Source organism: Streptomyces sp. LZ34 (assembly GCF_053890475.1).
This window is the reverse complement of sequence record NZ_CM132680.1, coordinates 4,749,841-4,765,491: the sequence shown is the minus strand read 5'-3', so window position 1 is coordinate 4,765,491 and position 15,651 is coordinate 4,749,841. Positions and strand designations below refer to the sequence as shown.

Genomic DNA, 15,651 nt, shown 5'->3' with positions numbered 1-15,651 from the left:
CTATCCCTTCGCCCGCCGCCCCCGCAGCAGCGCCGTGATCTGGTCCGCGGTCGCCGCGAGCCGCCGCCGGGCCTCGGCCGCGTGGGCGGCGCTCACGCCGTGGTCGCGGGCCGTGTCGCGGATGTCGTCGCGGAAGCGGTCCAGGAGCCGGTCCAGGTCGCGGGCGGGGTCGCCGGACGGAGTGAAGTCCCTGGCCCACTCCGGCTCGTGCCCGGCCGCCGCCTCCGGCGCTTCCGCCGCCCCCGCCGCCTCCGCCGCCTCCGCCGCCTCCGGCGCGTCCGCCGCCTCCGCGTGTTCGACGACGATGCCCGGCTCGGCCGGTCCGCCCGGCTCCCCCCGCTCCGCCGCCCCGGTGCCCTGCCACGAGATACGGCTCATGCCGCGCGACACCTCGGCCAGCCCCTCCCGCACCGCGCGCTGCCAGTCGCCCGTCCTCAGGTGCTCCTGCGTCTGCTCCTGTAGCCGCCGGGCCATCCGCTGGACCTCCTCGCGCGCGAAGTCCTGGGCGTCCTTCGCCTGCTGCCGGGCGCGCTGGGCGTCCTGCCGGGCGCGGCGGCTCTCCTCCTTGGCCCGGCGCGCCTGCTCCTTCCACTCCTCCTTGGCGCGCCGCATCTCCTCCTTCGCCAGCCGCCACGCCTCCTTGTCCCCCCACGGGCCCTCCCACGACCCCGGCTTCCTGCCGGAGCCGCCCGGGCCGGCGGAGCCGTTGCCGGAGGTACGGGCCCGCTGCGCCGCCTCCCGCATCTCGCGCCGCAGATCGCTGGCGGAGCCGCGTACGTCCTCCCGGATCTCGGCGGCGAGCTCGGCGACGGACTCGCGGATCTCGACCTCCAGGTCGGCCAGCTCGCCGCCCCGGTCGGCCAGTTCGGCGCGGCCGGCGTCGGTGATGGAGTAGACCTTGCGGCCGCCCTCGGTGGTGTGGGTGACCAGACCCTCGGCCTCCAGCTTGGCCAGGCGCGGGTACACGGTGCCGGCGGAGGGCGCGTACAGGCCCTGGAAGCGCTCCTCCAGCAGGCGGATGACCTCGTAGCCGTGGCGCGGTGCCTCGTCGAGCAGTTTGAGGAGGTAGAGCCGCAGTCGGCCGTGGGCGAATACGGGGGGCATCAGAGGACCTTTCCTTCGGGGCGGTCAGGGCCTTGTGCCGGGCCGGGTGACGGGGGCGTCGGCGCGTCCGTGGGTGAGCCCGTGGGTGAGCCCGTGGGTGAGTCCGTGGGCGAGTCCTCTGGCGCGTCATCCTCGGTGGGCGCGCGGCGCAGCAGCGCTATCGCACCCGAGACGGTGGTGGCCTTGAGCCTGCCGTTGCCCGCGCCGAGTCGGCCGGAGATCTTCTTGGCCCCCCACTGGCCGGTGACCCGCAGATCCTCGAAGGCGTTGGAGACGGCGCCGCTCGCGGTGTGCGCCTCGACCTTGGCGTCGGCGGGGTGCGGCAGCCGGATCGCGATCTCGCCGGACACGGTGTTGAGGGCGATGTCCGCGCCGTTGGGGGTGGTGGCGGGGGCGAGGTCGAGGACGATGTCGCCGCTGACGGTGTCCGCGCGGACGGACTCGCCCGAGCCCTCGATGACGGTCAGGTCGCCGTTGACGGAGCTGAAGCGCAGCCGGCCCGTGACGGCCTGGACCTCGACCCGCCCCGAGACGGTGTCGGCGCGGACCGGGCCGTTCAGCCCGAGCAGGGTGATGTCGCCGGAGACGCCGTGCACGTCGGTGCGGCCGGTGAGCCCGGAGACGACGGCTCCGGCGCCGACCGCGCCGACCGAGGCGCTGGTGCCGGTGGGCACGGCGAGGGTGAGATGGACGGTGCGGTTCCAGCCCTTGTGGTCGAGCCACTTGAGCCAGCCCTTCCACGGGACGTCGTCGTATCCGACCCTCAGCGTGCCGTCCTCGTGGGTGACGGTCAGCGGCGGGCCGTCGATCTCGGCGAGCTCCAGGCGGGCGGGGCCGGTGTCGGTCCCGACGACGTTGACGGTGCCGCCCACGACGCGCACCTGGAGGGTGGACACGGGGTCGTCGAAGGTGAGCTTCTGCGGTTCGGTCAACGACCACTTCGACCGGGCTGACATCCCTGGCCTCCCCTGGGCTGGACGCTGACGGGACCCTGACCGGACCCCGCGGCAGACGCGACGCAACATATCGCGTCTCCTGCTAGACACGATATATCGCGGATTCGCAGAGTCAAGCGGCGAGTCGGGCGCGCCAGGGGTGGGGTGGCGGGCTGGCCGGGACTCGCTAGAGCGCCGCTAGAGCCTCGCTGGAGAGTCATGGAGTGCGTATGTTCGAGGCTGTTACCTTCAGGGCCTCGGAATCGGGGGGGAAGGGTCAAATGGGTCATGCCGACACAGTCCTTGAAATACTCGACGCCCGAAGACGCTAAGGAACTGCGTTCTGTGGCCCAACTGCTGGTCAGAGCAGCGGTGGAGTACCCCTATTCGGGGGTAGGTTACTTGCCCGACGGCGCGGAGGGCGAATCCATACCCCAGCCGTATTCGGAGCTTCTCGATTCCGCGCTCCGATTGCTCACCGGCCTGCGGTCCCGTGGGCTGAAGCCGGGCGACAAGGTCGCGCTGCTGCTGGCTGACCAGCGGGAATTCCTCGCCGTTTTCTGGGCCTGTCTGCTGGGCGGATTCGTCCCCTGCCCCATGGCGCCGGTACCGGGCGACCCCGCCCGCTGGGCCGCGCAACTCGCCCATGTCGACCGGCTGCTCGACCGCCCGCTGCTGGTCACCACCGAGGCGATGCGCGCCGAGCTGCCCGATGTGCCGGGGCTCGCCGTGGCGCCCGTGGAAGGGCTCGGCGGCGGTGCGCCCGCGCCGGACATCCACCGGGCCGCGCCGGAAGACCTCGCCCTGCTGGTGCTGACCTCCGGCTCCACCGGAAATTCCAAAGCCGTGATGCTCTCCCATGGAAACCTTCTGGCATCCATGGCCGGGAAGGCGGACAAGCAGCAGCTCACCGCCGCCGACACCACCTTCAACTGGATTTCCTACGACCATGTCGCGGCGCTTCTGGAAGCGCATATGCTGCCGCTTTATGTGGGGGCGAACCAATTGCACACCCCGGCCTCGGTCATCCTTGAGGAGCCGCTGCGGTTCCTGCGCATCATCTCCCGCCACAAGGTGACGATGACCTTCACCCCGAATTTCCTCCTGGGCCCGCTCAATTCCGCGGCGCATGAACTCGCCGATGCCGAGGAGACGGCGCCGGGCGGGGAGGGACTTGACCTGAGCGCGCTGCGCCACATCGTGAGCGGCGGCGAGGCCAACGTCGTCGCCACTGGTGAGGCGTTCCTCGCCGACTACGCTCCGTACGGCCTGCGGCGGTCCGCGCTGTGGCCCGCCTTCGGCATGACCGAGACCTGCGCCGGCAGCATCTACAACCGCGACTTCCCGGCCGCCGACGCCGACCAGGAGTTCGCCAACCTCGGCACGCCCGTCAAGGCGCTGACCATCCGGGTGGCCGACGACGAGCATCGCGCGCTGCCCGCGGGCGAGGTGGGGGAGTTGCAGCTCAGCGGCCCGATGATCACGGCGGGCTACTACAACAACGAGGAGGCCACCCGCGAGGCCTTCACCCCCGACGGCTGGTTCCGCAGCGGCGACCTGGGCCGTATCGACGACGGCCGGCTCACCCTCGTCGGGCGCAGCAAGGACAGCATCATCGTCAACGGCGTCAACTACTTCAGCCATGAGATGGAGGCCGCGCTGGAGCAGCTCGACGGCGTGGCCGGTGGCCATGTCGCGGCCTTCCCGACCCGGCGGCCGGGCAGCGACACCGAGCAGCTGGTGATCGCGGTCAACCCCGAGGTGGCGGAGGACGACGAGGCGGGCCTGTACCGGCTGCTCACCGCCGTGCGCTCCACCGTGGTGATGCACTGGGGGTTCCGGCCCTCCCTCATCCTGCCGCTGCCCAAGGAGGCGTTCCCCAAGACCAGCCTGGGCAAGACGCTGCGCCAGCGGATGCGCACGCGCCTGGAGTCCGGCGGCTACGACGACGTCATCGCGCGCGTCGCCGAGCTGACCACCCGCAGGCTCGGCGGATACACCGCGCCGGAAGGCGAGACCGAGCGGGTGCTCGCCGAGATCTACGCCGAGATGTTCGACATGGCCCCGGACGAGGTCAGCGTCACCGCGAGCTTCTTCGACCTCGGCGGGACCTCGCTGGACATCCTGCGGCTGCGGCGCCAGGTGGGCCGCCGCCTGGGCGTCGTGGACCTGCCGATCATCACCGTGCTCACCGCCCCCTCGGTGCGCCGGCTCGCCGCCCGGCTCGGCGAGGGCGGCTCGGCCGCCGCCGCGCCGTACGACCCGGTGGTCCCGCTCCAGGCCGCCGGCGACAAGACGCCGCTGTTCTGTGTGCACCCGGGCGTCGGCGAGGTCCTGGTCTTCGTCAACCTCGCCAAGTACTTCGTCGGCGACCGGCCCTTCTATGCCCTGCGCGCCCGGGGGTTCAACGAGGGCGAGCGGCCCTTCGAGAGCTTCGAGGAGATGGTCGGCACGTATGTCGACGCCATCCGCGCCACCCAGCCCCACGGCCCGTACGCCGTCGCCGGCTATTCGTACGGCGGCGCCGTGGCCTTCGAGATCGCCAAGGCGCTGGAGGCCCAGGGCGAGCGCGTCGACTTCGTCGGGAGCTTCAACCTCCCGCCGCACATCAAGTCCCGCATGGATGAGCTGGACTTCATCGAGACCGCGACCAACCTCGCGTTCTTCCTCGATCTGATCAACAAGAAGCAGTCCCTCGACCTCCCCGGGCAGCTGCGCGGGCTGCCCAAGGAGGAGCAGCTGGCACACTTCCTCAAGATCGCCCCGCCCAACCGGCTCGCCGAGCTCGATCTGGACCTGCGGAAGTTCGCTGCCTGGGCCGAGCTCGCCAATGGCCTCACCGACCTCGGCCGCAGCTACACGCCCACCGGCACCACCCGGTCGATGACGGTCTTCTACGCCATCCCGCTGCGCGGCACCAAGGAGGACTGGCTCGACCACGAGCTGCGCAGGTGGGACGAGCACACCACCGAGGCCAACCGCTATCTCGACGTGCCGGGCGAGCACTACACCCTGATGGGGCCCCAGCACGTCGCGGCCTTCCAGGCCATCCTGCGCAGGGAGCTCGACCGTGCGCTGGGCGACAACGGGTAACGAGTGGCGTGAGCAGCGCGAGCAAGAGGAGAAGAGCACGTTGGAAGGCAAGAAAATCCTGGTCACGGGCGGCAGCGGACAGGTCGGCCGCCCGGTGGCCGAGGCGCTGGCCGAGCACAACGAGGTGTGGTGCCTGGGCCGGTTCGGCTCCCCGGGGGTCGAGGAAGAGCTGAACGTCCGCGGGATCAGGACGTACCACTGGGACATGAACGACCTCGGCGGCGCCGCGTACGACGGGCTCCCCGACGACTTCACGCACGTCATCCACTCGGCGGTGCGGCGCGGCGAGGACGGTGACTTCAACGCCGCGATCGAGGTCAACTCCGTCGCCTGCGGCCGGCTGATGAATCACTGCCGTGGCGCGGAGGCGTTCTTGTACGTCTCCACCGGCGCGCTCTACAAGCGGCAGACCCTGGACCACCCCTACGCCGAGGACGACCCCGTCGACGGGGTAGCCGACTGGCTGCCCCCCTACCCCGTGGGCAAGATCGCCGCCGAGGGCGCCGTACGGGCCTTCGCGAGCGTGCTGAACCTGCCGACCACCATCGCCCGGCTCAACATCGCGTACGGGCCCGGGGGCTACGGCGGGGTGCCGATGCTCTACTTCAAGCGGATGCTGGCCGGCGAGCCGATACCGGTGCCGCTGGAGGGCCAGAACTGGTGCTCGCTGCTGCACACCGACGACCTGGTCAGCCAGGTGCCCAAGCTGTGGGCGGCCGCGTCCGTGCCCGTCACGCTGGTCAACTGGGGCGGTGACGAGCCGGTCGGCATGACGGACTGCGTGCGCTACCTCGAGGAGCTGACCGGCGTCGAGGCCAAGCTGGTGCCCAGTGAGGTCACCCGGGAGACCTACCAGTTCGACCCCGCGCGGCGCCTGGAGCTCACCGGCCCGTGCCGGGTGCCGTGGCGCGAGGGGGTGCGGCAGACCCTTGAGGCGCTGTACCCCGACCACGTCAAGCCGCGCCCGGTCACCCCCGCCGCCCCCGCCGCCTGATCCGAGAAAACATCGAGAAAACACCGAGAAAACATCGAGAAAACACCGAGAAAACACCGAAGAAGACATCGAGGAGAACCGAACAACCGTGGCGTCACAGAACATCGAGGCCATCCGTGCGACCTACGCGGGCTTCCGCGACCGCGACGTCGAGGGGATCCTCTCGGGGATGCACCCGGACGTGGAGTGGGTCCACCCGGACGGGATGGCCAAGTACGGCCTCGGCGGCACCAAGCTGGGCCATGCGGGGATCAAGGAATTCCTCGCCCATGTCCCGACCGTGCTGGGCGGGATGAAGCTCAGCCCGCAGGAGTTCATCGAGCAGGGGGACCGGGTCATCGTCCTCGGCACCCGCGAGGTGACCTCGCGCACCGGCACCACCGCGACCTTGAACTTCCTCCACTCCTGGACGATGCGGGACGGCAGGGCGACGAGGATGGAGGACATCTTCGACACCGTCGCGTTCCATGAGCTGATCGAGAGCTGACCGCTTCCGCAGCGCGAGAGGACCGCCTGTACCCCGCCGTCGGGGCACAGGCGGTCCGTATGTGGGGCCGGGTCGGCCCGGTCAGACGGTCGTGACGACCTCGTCGTACGCCAGGCGCGGCAGTCGGCCCATCCAGGCGTCGGGCCCCGGATTGCCGATGTTGACGACGCACACCGCCCGGTGCCGGCCGTCCTCGAAGAACTCCTTGGACACGGCCTCATGGTCGAAACCGATCATCGGCCCGGCGGCCAGCCCCGCCGCGCGCACGCCCAGGATGAAGTAGCCCACCTGGAGCGTGGCGTTGAACCGCGCGGAGGCCTCGCGGAACCCCGGCTCCGCGAAGAGGTCCTGCGGGTTCTCCATGAACGGCACCAGCCGGGGCAGCTCCTCGTGGAAGTCCAGGTCCGCCGCGAGGACCGCCACCAGCGGCGCCTTCCCCGTCTTCTCCTGGTTGCGCCCCGTCATATGGGACACGAGGCGGGCGCGGGCCTCCTGCGAGCGCACCAGGACCACGCGCAGCGGCTGCTGGTTCATCGAGGTCGGCGCGTACTTGACCAGTTCGTAGATGGCGCGGACCTGTTCGTCCGTGACCGGCTCGTCGGTGAACGTGTTGGCCGTACGGGCCTCCAGGAACAGCTGGTTCTGTGCCTCGGGCGCCAGGGTGAGGTGGCGCAGGGCGTCGCTGTTCTCCGGTGCGCTCATGGAGCTCTCTCCTCATGGGGCGTGGACCGCGATTAATTGGACTGGACCGACTAGTCCAGTGAAGTGATGGAAGGCTAGACTCGCAAGTCCATTGAGGGCAAGAGCGCATCGGAGTCGGTGAGTCAGGAGGACGGAGCCTTGCGGACGGACAGCGCGCCGCGGTCACGCGGCGCCGTGGGCCGGCCGGCGGGCCCTCAGCCCGCCAAGCGGCAGGCCATATTGGAGGCGGCCGTCGCCGTCTTCCTGCGCGAGGGATACACCCGGGCGAGCGTGGACGTCATAGCCGACGAGGCCCGTGTGTCCAAGCAGACCGTCTACAACCACTTCGGGGACAAGCAGCGGCTGTTCCTCGCGGCCGTCGAGGGCGAACGGGAGCGGGTGGCCGCCCGCTTCACCCCCGACCTCGACCCCCATCCCACCGACGGGAACGCAGACAGGAACGCCGCCAGGAACGCCGCCACGAACGCCGACGGGGGCGAGGCCGAGGGCCAGGCCGGGGGCGCCACGGACGCCGAGACGGCCCTGATCTCCTTCGGCCACCGCGTGCTCCGCGTACTGCTCGACGAGCGCGCCTCCGCGCTGCGCCGCCTGGTCATCTCCGAGGTGGCCCGCCATCCCTCGCTGCGCCCGGCCTGCGCGGACGGCGAGCCCCAGCAGCTCGTGACGTACCTCGTCGACCTGCTCACCCGCCGCACCGAGCGCGGCGAGCTGAGCGTCGACGACCCGGCCACCGTCGCCCGCCAGTTCGTCGCCCTGCTCGTCCAGCAGGGCCTGCACCAGTCGATGTACGGCACCCGCCCGCTGCCCGGGCACGAAGCCGCGGCCATCTGCGAGAAGGCCGCCGACCTGTTCGTACGCGCGTACCGCAGGTGATGTGTGAGGAGGTGGCACCACCCATGCATGTGAGCGTCCTCGGACCGCTGACGCTGCGCCACGGCGACCAGTCGGCGGTGCCCAGTGCGATGAAGCCGCGCAAGGTCCTGTCTCTGCTGCTGCTCAACGACGGCCGGATGGTGCCCGTACAGTCCCTGATGACCGAGCTGTGGGGCGAGCGGCCGCCGCGCACCGGGCTGACCACGCTTCAGACGTACGTCCTGCACCTGCGCAAGCTGCTCGCCCAGGCGCTCGGCGTCCCGTCGGCCGCGGTCGCCCGGGACGTCCTCCAGACCAGGCCCGGCGGCTACGCCCTGGAGCTGCGCTACGGCCAGCTCGACGTCCACCGCTACCGCGACCTCGTCGCCGAGGGCGAACACGCGCTGGAGACCGGCGACGAGCGGGCCGCCGACGCGGCCTTCCGGCAGGCGCTGTCGATCTGGGAGGGCCCGGCCCTGGTCGACGTCGCGCCCCACGGGCGCCCCCTCCAGGCCGAGGTGGCCCGGCTCGAACAGTCCCGGCTCACGGTCACCGAGCGCGGCATCGAGACCCGGCTGCGGCTCGGCGGCCACCAGGAGGCGCTGAGCGACCTGGCCTCGCTCGTCGTCGAGCACCGCTTCCACGAGGGCATGCACGGCCACTACATGCTCGCCCTCCACCGCTCCGGCCAGCGCACCCGCGCCCTCGCGGTCTACCAGCGGCTGCGCCTCGCCATGACGGAGGAGCTGGGGCTCGAACCGTCGGCGAAGCTCCAGCGCCTCCAGCAGGCGGTCCTCGCGTCCGACCCCCGGCTGGACTACGAGGCCGGGGCGCCGGGGCGGGGCCCGGTGGTGGCGTGACCCGCCAGGGCGATGCGGTGAGCGGCGATCCGATCCCCCTGCTGTGGCTGTGCGGCCCGCCGGGAGTCGGGAAGACCACGGTCGGCTGGGAGATCTACTCCCAGCTCAGGCGGGCCGGTGTCGAGACCGGCTATGTGGACGTCGACCAGCTGGGCATGTGTTATCCCGAACCGGAGTCGGACCCCGGCCGCCATCTGATGCAGGCGCGGAACGTCGGCGCCGTGGTGGCCGGCTTCCGGACGGCGGGCGCGCGGTGCGTCGTCGTGTCCGGTGTCGTGGACACCGCCCACGGCGTCCACGCCGACCGGATCCCGGGCGCCGCGCCGACCGTATGCCGACTGTCCGTCGGCCATGACGAGCTGAGGCGGCGGTTCCTCGGCCGTACGGGGTCGACCGTGGTCATGGCGGACGCGCTGCGGGACGCCGAGGCCATGGACGCGAGCGACGTCGCCGACGTGTGCGTGGACACCAGCGGCCTGTCGGTGACCGAGGTGGCGCGGCGGGTGCGGGAGCGTACCGGCGAATGGCCCCACCTCACCGCCCCTACTGCCCCCACCACCCCCACCACCCCCACCACCCCCACCATTCCCACCATTCCCACTGCCCCTGAACGGGAGCCCTCCTCCGCGTCGGGGAAGGACGGTCTCCCGGAGGCCGCCGCCGACGGCTCGGTCCTGTGGCTGTGCGGGGCGACCGGGGTGGGGAAGTCGACGGTCGGCTTCGGGCTCTTCCAGAGCGCCCTGCGCGCCGGGCACACGGCGGCGTACATCGACCTCGACCAGATCGGCTTCTGCGCCCCCGCCCCGGCCGATGACCCCGGCAACCACCGGGTGAAGGCCCGCAACCTGGCCGCCCTGTGGCAGACGTACCGCGCGGCGGGGGCTCAGTGCCTCACCGTGGTCGGCCAGGTCGGGGACGAGCCCGCGATCAGGACGTACACCCACGCGCTGGCCCCGGCCACGGTGACGCTCTGCCGACTCCACGCCGGGCGCGAGCAGCTGACGCGGCGGATCCTGAGCCGCGGAGAGGGCGGCAGCTGGCCGCAGCCGGGCGACCCGTTGAAGGGGCAGCCCACCGCGCGGCTGCTCCGGATCGCCGAGGCGGCGGCGGCCGACGCCGCCGCGTTGGAGCGTGCTTCTCTGGGTGACCTGTGCGTCGACACCGACGGGCGCACCGTCGAGGAGGTCGCCGACGCGGTCGCCGCCGCCTCTGGCCGCCTCAGATCGTCCTCAAGCTTCTGACCTTCGAACCAGGTGTGTACGTGGCGCTGCTAGCTTCATAAGGTGCAATCGCCGAATGTGGCGTTCCACTTGCTGACTGGCCACGGGGGAATCATGCCGTTCGTCCCGCTCGCTCCGTACCTGCACGACACGCCGTCCCCGTCCCCATCTCGCGCCTCGAAGAACCGCTGAAGGGGAACTCGTGCTCACGTACCACCAGGTCATGACCATCAACCTGTCCCTCCTCGAGACGGCCGCCACCAGGTGGGACGAGGCCGCCAAGAAGTTCGAGGCGGTCCAGAAGATCTACGACAGTCAGGTCAAGTCGGTGGGACTCGATGGGTCCTGGAACGGCCAGGCGCAGCTGGTGGCGGGCCCCAACATGAAGGTGACCGACGCTCAGTTCACGGCGGCGCCGAAGGAGGCCCGCGCCATCGCCTCGATCCTGCGGGACGCGCACAGTCAGTTCGTGGATCTGCGCGGGAAGGTGAAGTCGGCGGTCGCGGACGCGGTCAAGGCCGGTATGAAGGTCTCGGACACCGGGATCGCGAGTTACGACTTCTCGAAGGTCAGTGCCGCCGAGGCGAATGCCGTGCGGTACCAGGCGAGGGTCCAGGAAGCCGAGTCGTCGTGGACCCGGCTCATCCAAGCGGCGGTCAAGGCGGTCGACGACGCCGACCGGGGTGTGAAGCTCGCGCTCAAGGCGGCGGTGGAGGACCCCAGCCCCGTCGACGGCGCGGCCAACGGGTTCAACGGCAAGGCGGAAGGCGACATCGAGAAGGTCGAGGGCAAGGAAGCCGAGGAGCTCGCGACCAAGCTCAACTCCGACGGCAAGCTCAGCGACAAGGAGATGGCCGAGTTCCAGCGGCTGTTCCGGGACAACGAGCACAACAAGGCGTTCAGCCAGACGTTCCTGGACGGCCTGGGCCCCAAGGCCACCATCCAGCTCAACAACAAGTTCAACAGCCTTGCCAAGGACGGCGACAAGAAGGACTTCGGCGCCCTCCAGGAAGGCGTGGCCACCTCCCTGGCCACCGCGACCAGGTCGCCCTCCGACCCCTTCTACAAGAAGTGGCAGGAGGGGCTGCGCAAGGTGGGCGCCGAGAATTTCGGGCGTCCGGGGGAGAGCCTTTACGGCTACCAGTCGTTCGTCAATCTCATGACACACGGAAACAACTACGGGAAGAAGTTCCTGACCGATGTCGGAAACGACATCATCGCTCTGGAGAAAAAAGACGGAACCAGCAAGTGGCAAAAGGGCGCGGGGCACAGCCTGGAATCCACTGACCCGCTCGATGATCTGCTCGGCATCATGGGCAAGCAGCCCGATGTCGCCAAGGCATTCCTCGATCCGGGAGCGAACGGCGAGAACGATCACTTGCAGTATCTGCTGCGGGACCGTACCTGGCCCAGTGTGGTGATGCAGACCCCGGACGGCGATATCTACTACGAGGACGACCCTGACAGCCGCCTGGGTCTGGGGCCCGCGCTGGAGGCGGCGGCCACCGGAAACGTCCCTGGCACGGATTACAAGCTCGGCTATCACACCGATGCCGAGGCCCGCGTCATGCACGACACCATCAAGTTCCTGGACGAAGGCCGGCACGGGGACGATCTGCACCCGAACCTGCGGGCCAGTATGGCCGGCATGCTCGTCGACTACACGCCCGAAACCCATGAGATCCTGACCCGCACGGGTATGTACGCGGACAAGGACGGGGTGTGGAACGACGGCACGGGTGATCCCAAGGACGCCCATATGTCCGTCCCCAGGGAGAGCCTCACCCGCATCATGCGTGGCGTGTCGGAAGACGGTAAGGCGTTCGGCGAGATGTACGACGCCGAGCGCTTCTATGCCGCCGGGACACTGTCCAAGACGGAATTCGACAACCCCAATGAGCGCGCCTCGGCCATCGAAGGGGCGTCCTCCGCCTTCGGCTTCTACGACGGGATCAGCTCCGACATCGCGCGCGACAAGAAGGACGATGCCGTTTCATGGGCCAACCACGCCCAGACGGCCGAATTCGTCGTCACCGGTGGGGTGCAGGCCGGTGCCAGTGCCGGTGCTTCGCTCGCCGGCAAGGGCCCGGCCACCGGGTTCGTCACGGACGTCGTCTACCGCATTCTTTTCGCGGGCACCTATGACTGGAAAGAGGATCAGGTCGCCCAGGCGGCGCAGGCGGCGTCGGCGGAGACGGAGTATCACTTCACCACCGGCCAGAAGCAGGTGAACCATCTCGTCGCGGGCTGGGCCAAGGAGAACGGCCACGGCCCCGAGACCGGGCTGTCGAGGCACCTCATCGGCTCCGGCCAGGAGCGTTATGACAGCGCGCGGTCGGAAGCGCTCATCTACCTGGACGGCTGAGCCGGGAGCCCGGCCGGCCCGGCTCCGGGCTCGGGCTCGGCGCCTTCCCACGGCAGCCGGGCGAGGGCCAGGTCGGCCAGGCGCTCCAGGTCGGCGCGGTCGGCGCCGTACGCGGCCTGGACGGCCATGCCCTCGGTGAGGGCGAACACGTACCGCGCGACGTCCTTCGGGTCGACGGTGGCGGGGAGGTCGCCGGACAACCGGGCCCGCTCGAAGCGCTCGGTCAGCATGACCTCGCCCGCCTGGCGCCGGGTGCACACATCGGCCTTCACCTCGCTCGCGGCGTCCCCGGTGACCAGCGCGCCGTGGACGAGGAGGCACCCGGCCGGGGTGGCCGCCCCGGTCGTGGCCTCGACCGCGCCCCTGAGCCACCGGCTGACGACCTCGCGGACGGTGCCGGCCTCCAGGGCCTTGGGGCCGTACGAGAAGACCGTGTCGGCGTAGTGGTCGAGCACCCGCTTGAACAGGTCCGCCTTCGAGCCGAAGGCGGCGTAGATGCTGCCCGCCTTGAGGCCGGTGGCGGCGGACAGGTCCGCCATCGTGGTGCCCTCGTAGCCCTTGGCCCAGAAGACGGCGACCGCCGCTGACAGCGCGTCGTCGATGTCGAACTCGCGGGGTCGTCCCTTCGCCATGACGGTGACCCTCCTGACTTTTTAAGCGCACGTTCAAGATATCAGTTGCGCGGTGCCCGTGCGCGTGACATCTTGAATGAGCATTCAAGAATTAGGGGAGTGGTTCCGATGGCACAGGCAGCAGAGGCAGCACAGGCAGCTGGGGCTTCGAGCACGCCGGCATTGAGCGGCAAGGTGGCGGTCGTCACCGGCGGCTCCCGGGGGATCGGCGCGGGCATCGCGCGCCGGCTCGCCAAAGAGGGCGCCACGGTGGCGGTGACCTACAACGCCTCGGGGGATCGCGCGGAGGTCCTGGTCAAGGAGGTGATCGCGGACGGAGGGCGGGCGCTGGCGATCAAGGCGGACGTCGCGGACCGCGCGGCGTTGCGGTCCGCCATCACCGAGGTCGTCGAGCGGTTCGGGAGGCTGGACATCCTGGTCAACAACGCCGGGGTGGGCCTCGTGCGGCCGATCGAGGAGATGACCGACGCGGACTACGACCACGTCGCCGCCGTGAACCTGCGCGCCGTCTTCGCCGCCACCCAGGAGGCGCTGCGCCACATCGGCGACGGCGGCCGCGTCATCACGATCGGCAGCGTCAACGCCGACCGCGTCCCCTTCACCGGCGGCAGCCTCTACGCGCTGACCAAGGCCGGGGTGGCGGGCTTCACCCGCGGCCTGGCCCGGGAGGTCGGCGCCCGCGGCATCACCGTCAACAATGTCCAGCCCGGCCCGGTGGACACCGACATGAATCCGGCCGACGGGCCGTGGGCGGAGTCCACCCTCCCGCACCTCGCGGTGGGCCGCTACGGCACGGCCGACGAGGTGGCCGGCCTCGTCGCCTACCTGGCGGGGCCGGATGCCGGGTACATCACGGGCGCCTCGATCGACGTCGACGGCGGTTACACGGTCTGAGCCGCCGAGGCGGGGCCGCTCGTCCTCGGCGCGACCGCTCGGCTGCTCGCGACCCCTCGACCACTCGCCTACTCGGCTACTCGTCGTCTTCTTCGTCGTCGTCGAGCCGGGCCAGCCAGGTCGCGAGCCGTTCCACCGGGACCTCGAAGTCCGGGTTCAGGTCCACGAACGTGCGCAGCTGCTCGGCGAGCCACTCGAAGGTGATCTCCTCCTCGCCGCGCCGCTTCTCCAGCTCCTCGATGCCGCGGTCGGTGAAGTACAAGGGGGTGCTCCGGGTCGGGTTGAGGGGGTGTACGGGTGCGTACGGGTGGGTGCGTACGGGCCCAGGATAGAGCGGCCCGGGCCCTCTTTTGGCGCGTACTACGTGCCGCGTAGTACGCATCGCGTAGCATGAGGCGCATGGGAACGAAGCACGCCCGCGCCGCGGGAGACGGGGAAGGCCCCATGCGCGCCAACGACGCCCAGATGCTGGTGCTCTGCACCCTGGCCAACGGACCCCTGCACGGCTACGCCATCAACGCGGCCATCGAGAAGCTGTCGGGCGAACGCCTCGGCCCCGGCAGCCTCTACGGAGCCCTGTCGCGGCTGGAGGCCAAGGAGCTGATCGAGTCCCTGGCCGGGAAGGGCCGTCAGCGGCCGGTGCGGCTCACGGCCAAGGGGCGCGAGGTGCTGGAGCGGGAGGTGCGGTCCATGGCCGAGGTCACTGAGCGGATGTTCGAGGCCGCCGTGCCCGACCGGATCGGCTATCCGGACCGGCTGGCCGGGACCGGCCACGCCCGCTCGTACAAGCAGGTCATGCTCGACGCGCTGGACGCCCGCCCCGGCCACACCGCGCTCGACCTGGGCTGCGGCCCCGGCACCGATCTGGCCGCCCTCGCCGGGGCGGTCACCCCGTCCGGGACGGTGATCGGCCTCGACGCCGACCCCGAGATGGCGGCCCGGGCCCGCGAGCGTACGGCGGACCTCCCCGCGGTGGACGTACGGCTCGGCGACGCCCATGCCCTCCCCCTCGCGGACGCGAGCGTCGACCGCGCCCGCACCGACCGCACCCTCCAGCACGTCACGGACCCCGCCCAGGTCCTCGCCGAGGCGCGGCGCGTGCTGCGGCCGGGCGGGCGGCTGGTCATGGGCGAGCCCGACTGGGACTCGCTGGCCATCGACCACCCCGACCCCGGGATCTCCCGCGCGTACACCCGCCACATCACCGACCGGATCGTCCGCAACGCCGTCATCGGCCGCCAACTGCCCCGGCTCGCGACGGCAGCCGGCTTCGCGGTGCCGTCGGTCGTCCCGGTCACCTCCGTCTTCCGGGACGTCCAGTCGGCCGACCGGATCCTCGGCTTCCAGCGGAACGCGGAGCGTGCGGCGGCGGCCGGGTACCTCAGCGAGGAGACGGCCCGGCGGTTTCTCGACCACCTCGCCGCGGGGCCGTTCTTCGCGGCGGTGACGCTCTATGTGGTGGTGGCGGAGGTGGGGGAGGCGGCTTCGGCCCGGCTCCCCTCGTAGTCCGCGC

The 15,651-nt window shown here is 70.8% G+C and carries 14 protein-coding genes; 9 read left to right on the top strand and 5 right to left on the bottom strand.

Annotation, left to right across the window (positions count from 1 at the left end; genetic code table 11):
* On the bottom strand, positions 1-1,104 hold the full coding sequence (locus tag ACWY4P_RS18585; protein ID WP_456211669.1) for a helix-turn-helix transcriptional regulator: 1,104 nt from the start codon (positions 1,102-1,104) through the stop codon (positions 1-3).
* Entirely contained in the window at positions 1,104-2,060 is a 957-nt protein-coding gene (locus ACWY4P_RS18580) for a DUF4097 family beta strand repeat-containing protein (RefSeq protein WP_456211668.1), read from the bottom strand. The genes ACWY4P_RS18585 and ACWY4P_RS18580 overlap by 1 nt, the downstream gene beginning before the upstream one ends.
* A 267-nt stretch (positions 2,061-2,327) precedes the next feature.
* Here ACWY4P_RS18580 and ACWY4P_RS18575 point away from each other — a divergent pair, with 267 nt between their 5' ends.
* The 3 genes from ACWY4P_RS18575 (at position 2,328) to ACWY4P_RS18565 (ending at position 6,613) form a co-directional block, all read left to right on the top strand.
* Positions 2,328-5,132 carry an AMP-binding protein gene (locus tag ACWY4P_RS18575; RefSeq protein ID WP_456211667.1) on the top strand — a complete coding sequence of 935 codons (2,805 nt, stop codon included), beginning with the start codon at positions 2,328-2,330 and terminating at the stop codon, positions 5,130-5,132.
* Positions 5,133-5,172: 40 nt separating this feature from the next.
* A complete protein-coding gene (locus tag ACWY4P_RS18570) occupies positions 5,173-6,126 on the top strand; it encodes an NAD-dependent epimerase/dehydratase family protein (RefSeq protein WP_456212964.1) in 954 nt (317 codons plus the stop codon).
* Positions 6,127-6,214: 88 nt separating this feature from the next.
* Positions 6,215-6,613, top strand: a complete 399-nt coding sequence (locus ACWY4P_RS18565) for a nuclear transport factor 2 family protein (protein ID WP_456211666.1) — start codon at positions 6,215-6,217, stop codon at positions 6,611-6,613.
* Positions 6,614-6,694: 81 nt separating this feature from the next.
* Here ACWY4P_RS18565 and ACWY4P_RS18560 read toward each other — a convergent pair whose 3' ends face one another.
* A complete protein-coding gene (locus ACWY4P_RS18560; RefSeq protein WP_456211665.1) occupies positions 6,695-7,315 on the bottom strand; it encodes a malonic semialdehyde reductase in 621 nt (206 codons plus the stop codon).
* A gap of 138 nt (positions 7,316-7,453) precedes the next feature.
* On the opposite strand from ACWY4P_RS18560, the gene ACWY4P_RS18555 reads away from it, so the two are divergent.
* The 4 genes from ACWY4P_RS18555 to ACWY4P_RS18540 all read left to right on the top strand — a co-directional run bounded on the left by ACWY4P_RS18555 (position 7,454) and on the right by ACWY4P_RS18540 (position 12,612).
* Positions 7,454-8,188, top strand: a complete 735-nt coding sequence (locus ACWY4P_RS18555; protein WP_456211664.1) for a TetR/AcrR family transcriptional regulator — start codon at positions 7,454-7,456, stop codon at positions 8,186-8,188.
* A 23-nt stretch (positions 8,189-8,211) separates the two neighbouring features.
* Positions 8,212-9,027, top strand: coding sequence for an AfsR/SARP family transcriptional regulator (locus ACWY4P_RS18550; RefSeq protein ID WP_456211663.1), 816 nt, complete (start codon positions 8,212-8,214; stop codon positions 9,025-9,027).
* On the top strand, positions 9,024-10,268 hold the full coding sequence (locus tag ACWY4P_RS18545) for a hypothetical protein (protein ID WP_456211662.1): 1,245 nt from the start codon (positions 9,024-9,026) through the stop codon (positions 10,266-10,268). Before ACWY4P_RS18550 ends, ACWY4P_RS18545 begins: the two co-directional genes overlap by 4 nt.
* A gap of 181 nt (positions 10,269-10,449) precedes the next feature.
* Positions 10,450-12,612: a hypothetical protein gene (locus ACWY4P_RS18540; protein WP_456211661.1), complete on the top strand. Its 2,163-nt coding sequence runs from the start codon at positions 10,450-10,452 to the stop codon at positions 12,610-12,612.
* Here the strand turns inward: ACWY4P_RS18540 and ACWY4P_RS18535 are convergent.
* Positions 12,597-13,244, bottom strand: a complete 648-nt coding sequence (locus ACWY4P_RS18535) for a TetR/AcrR family transcriptional regulator (protein WP_456211660.1) — start codon at positions 13,242-13,244, stop codon at positions 12,597-12,599. The genes ACWY4P_RS18540 and ACWY4P_RS18535 overlap by 16 nt on opposite strands.
* Positions 13,245-13,352: 108 nt before the next feature.
* On the opposite strand from ACWY4P_RS18535, the gene ACWY4P_RS18530 reads away from it, so the two are divergent.
* On the top strand, positions 13,353-14,138 hold the full coding sequence (locus tag ACWY4P_RS18530) for a 3-oxoacyl-ACP reductase family protein (RefSeq protein ID WP_456211659.1): 786 nt from the start codon (positions 13,353-13,355) through the stop codon (positions 14,136-14,138).
* A 76-nt stretch (positions 14,139-14,214) separates the two neighbouring features.
* On the opposite strand, the gene ACWY4P_RS18525 is transcribed toward ACWY4P_RS18530, so the two are convergent.
* The gene (locus tag ACWY4P_RS18525) at positions 14,215-14,400 is read right to left on the bottom strand and encodes a DUF6104 family protein (RefSeq protein WP_456211658.1); all 186 of its coding nucleotides are present in this window, start codon (positions 14,398-14,400) and stop codon (positions 14,215-14,217) included.
* Positions 14,401-14,582: 182 nt separating this feature from the next.
* Between ACWY4P_RS18525 and ACWY4P_RS18520 the strand changes: the two genes are divergently transcribed.
* Positions 14,583-15,644, top strand: a complete 1,062-nt coding sequence (locus ACWY4P_RS18520) for a methyltransferase domain-containing protein (RefSeq protein WP_456212963.1) — start codon at positions 14,583-14,585, stop codon at positions 15,642-15,644.
* Positions 15,645-15,651: the final 7 nt, after the last annotated feature.

Bases quoted from the DNA above. Each gene is read 5' to 3' on its own strand.
- ACWY4P_RS18575 (WP_456211667.1), top strand. From the start codon at position 2,328: ATGCCGACACAGTCCTTGAAATACTCGACGCCCGAAGACGCTAAGGAA.
- ACWY4P_RS18585 (WP_456211669.1), bottom strand. From the start codon at position 1,104: ATGCCCCCCGTATTCGCCCACGGCCGACTGCGGCTCTACCTCCTCAAA.
- ACWY4P_RS18520 (WP_456212963.1), top strand. From the start codon at position 14,583: ATGCGCGCCAACGACGCCCAGATGCTGGTGCTCTGCACCCTGGCCAAC.
- ACWY4P_RS18560 (WP_456211665.1), bottom strand. From the start codon at position 7,315: ATGAGCGCACCGGAGAACAGCGACGCCCTGCGCCACCTCACCCTGGCG.
- ACWY4P_RS18550 (WP_456211663.1), top strand. From the start codon at position 8,212: ATGCATGTGAGCGTCCTCGGACCGCTGACGCTGCGCCACGGCGACCAG.
- ACWY4P_RS18580 (WP_456211668.1), bottom strand. From the start codon at position 2,060: ATGTCAGCCCGGTCGAAGTGGTCGTTGACCGAACCGCAGAAGCTCACC.
- ACWY4P_RS18535 (WP_456211660.1), bottom strand. From the start codon at position 13,244: ATGGCGAAGGGACGACCCCGCGAGTTCGACATCGACGACGCGCTGTCA.
- ACWY4P_RS18530 (WP_456211659.1), top strand. From the start codon at position 13,353: ATGGCACAGGCAGCAGAGGCAGCACAGGCAGCTGGGGCTTCGAGCACG.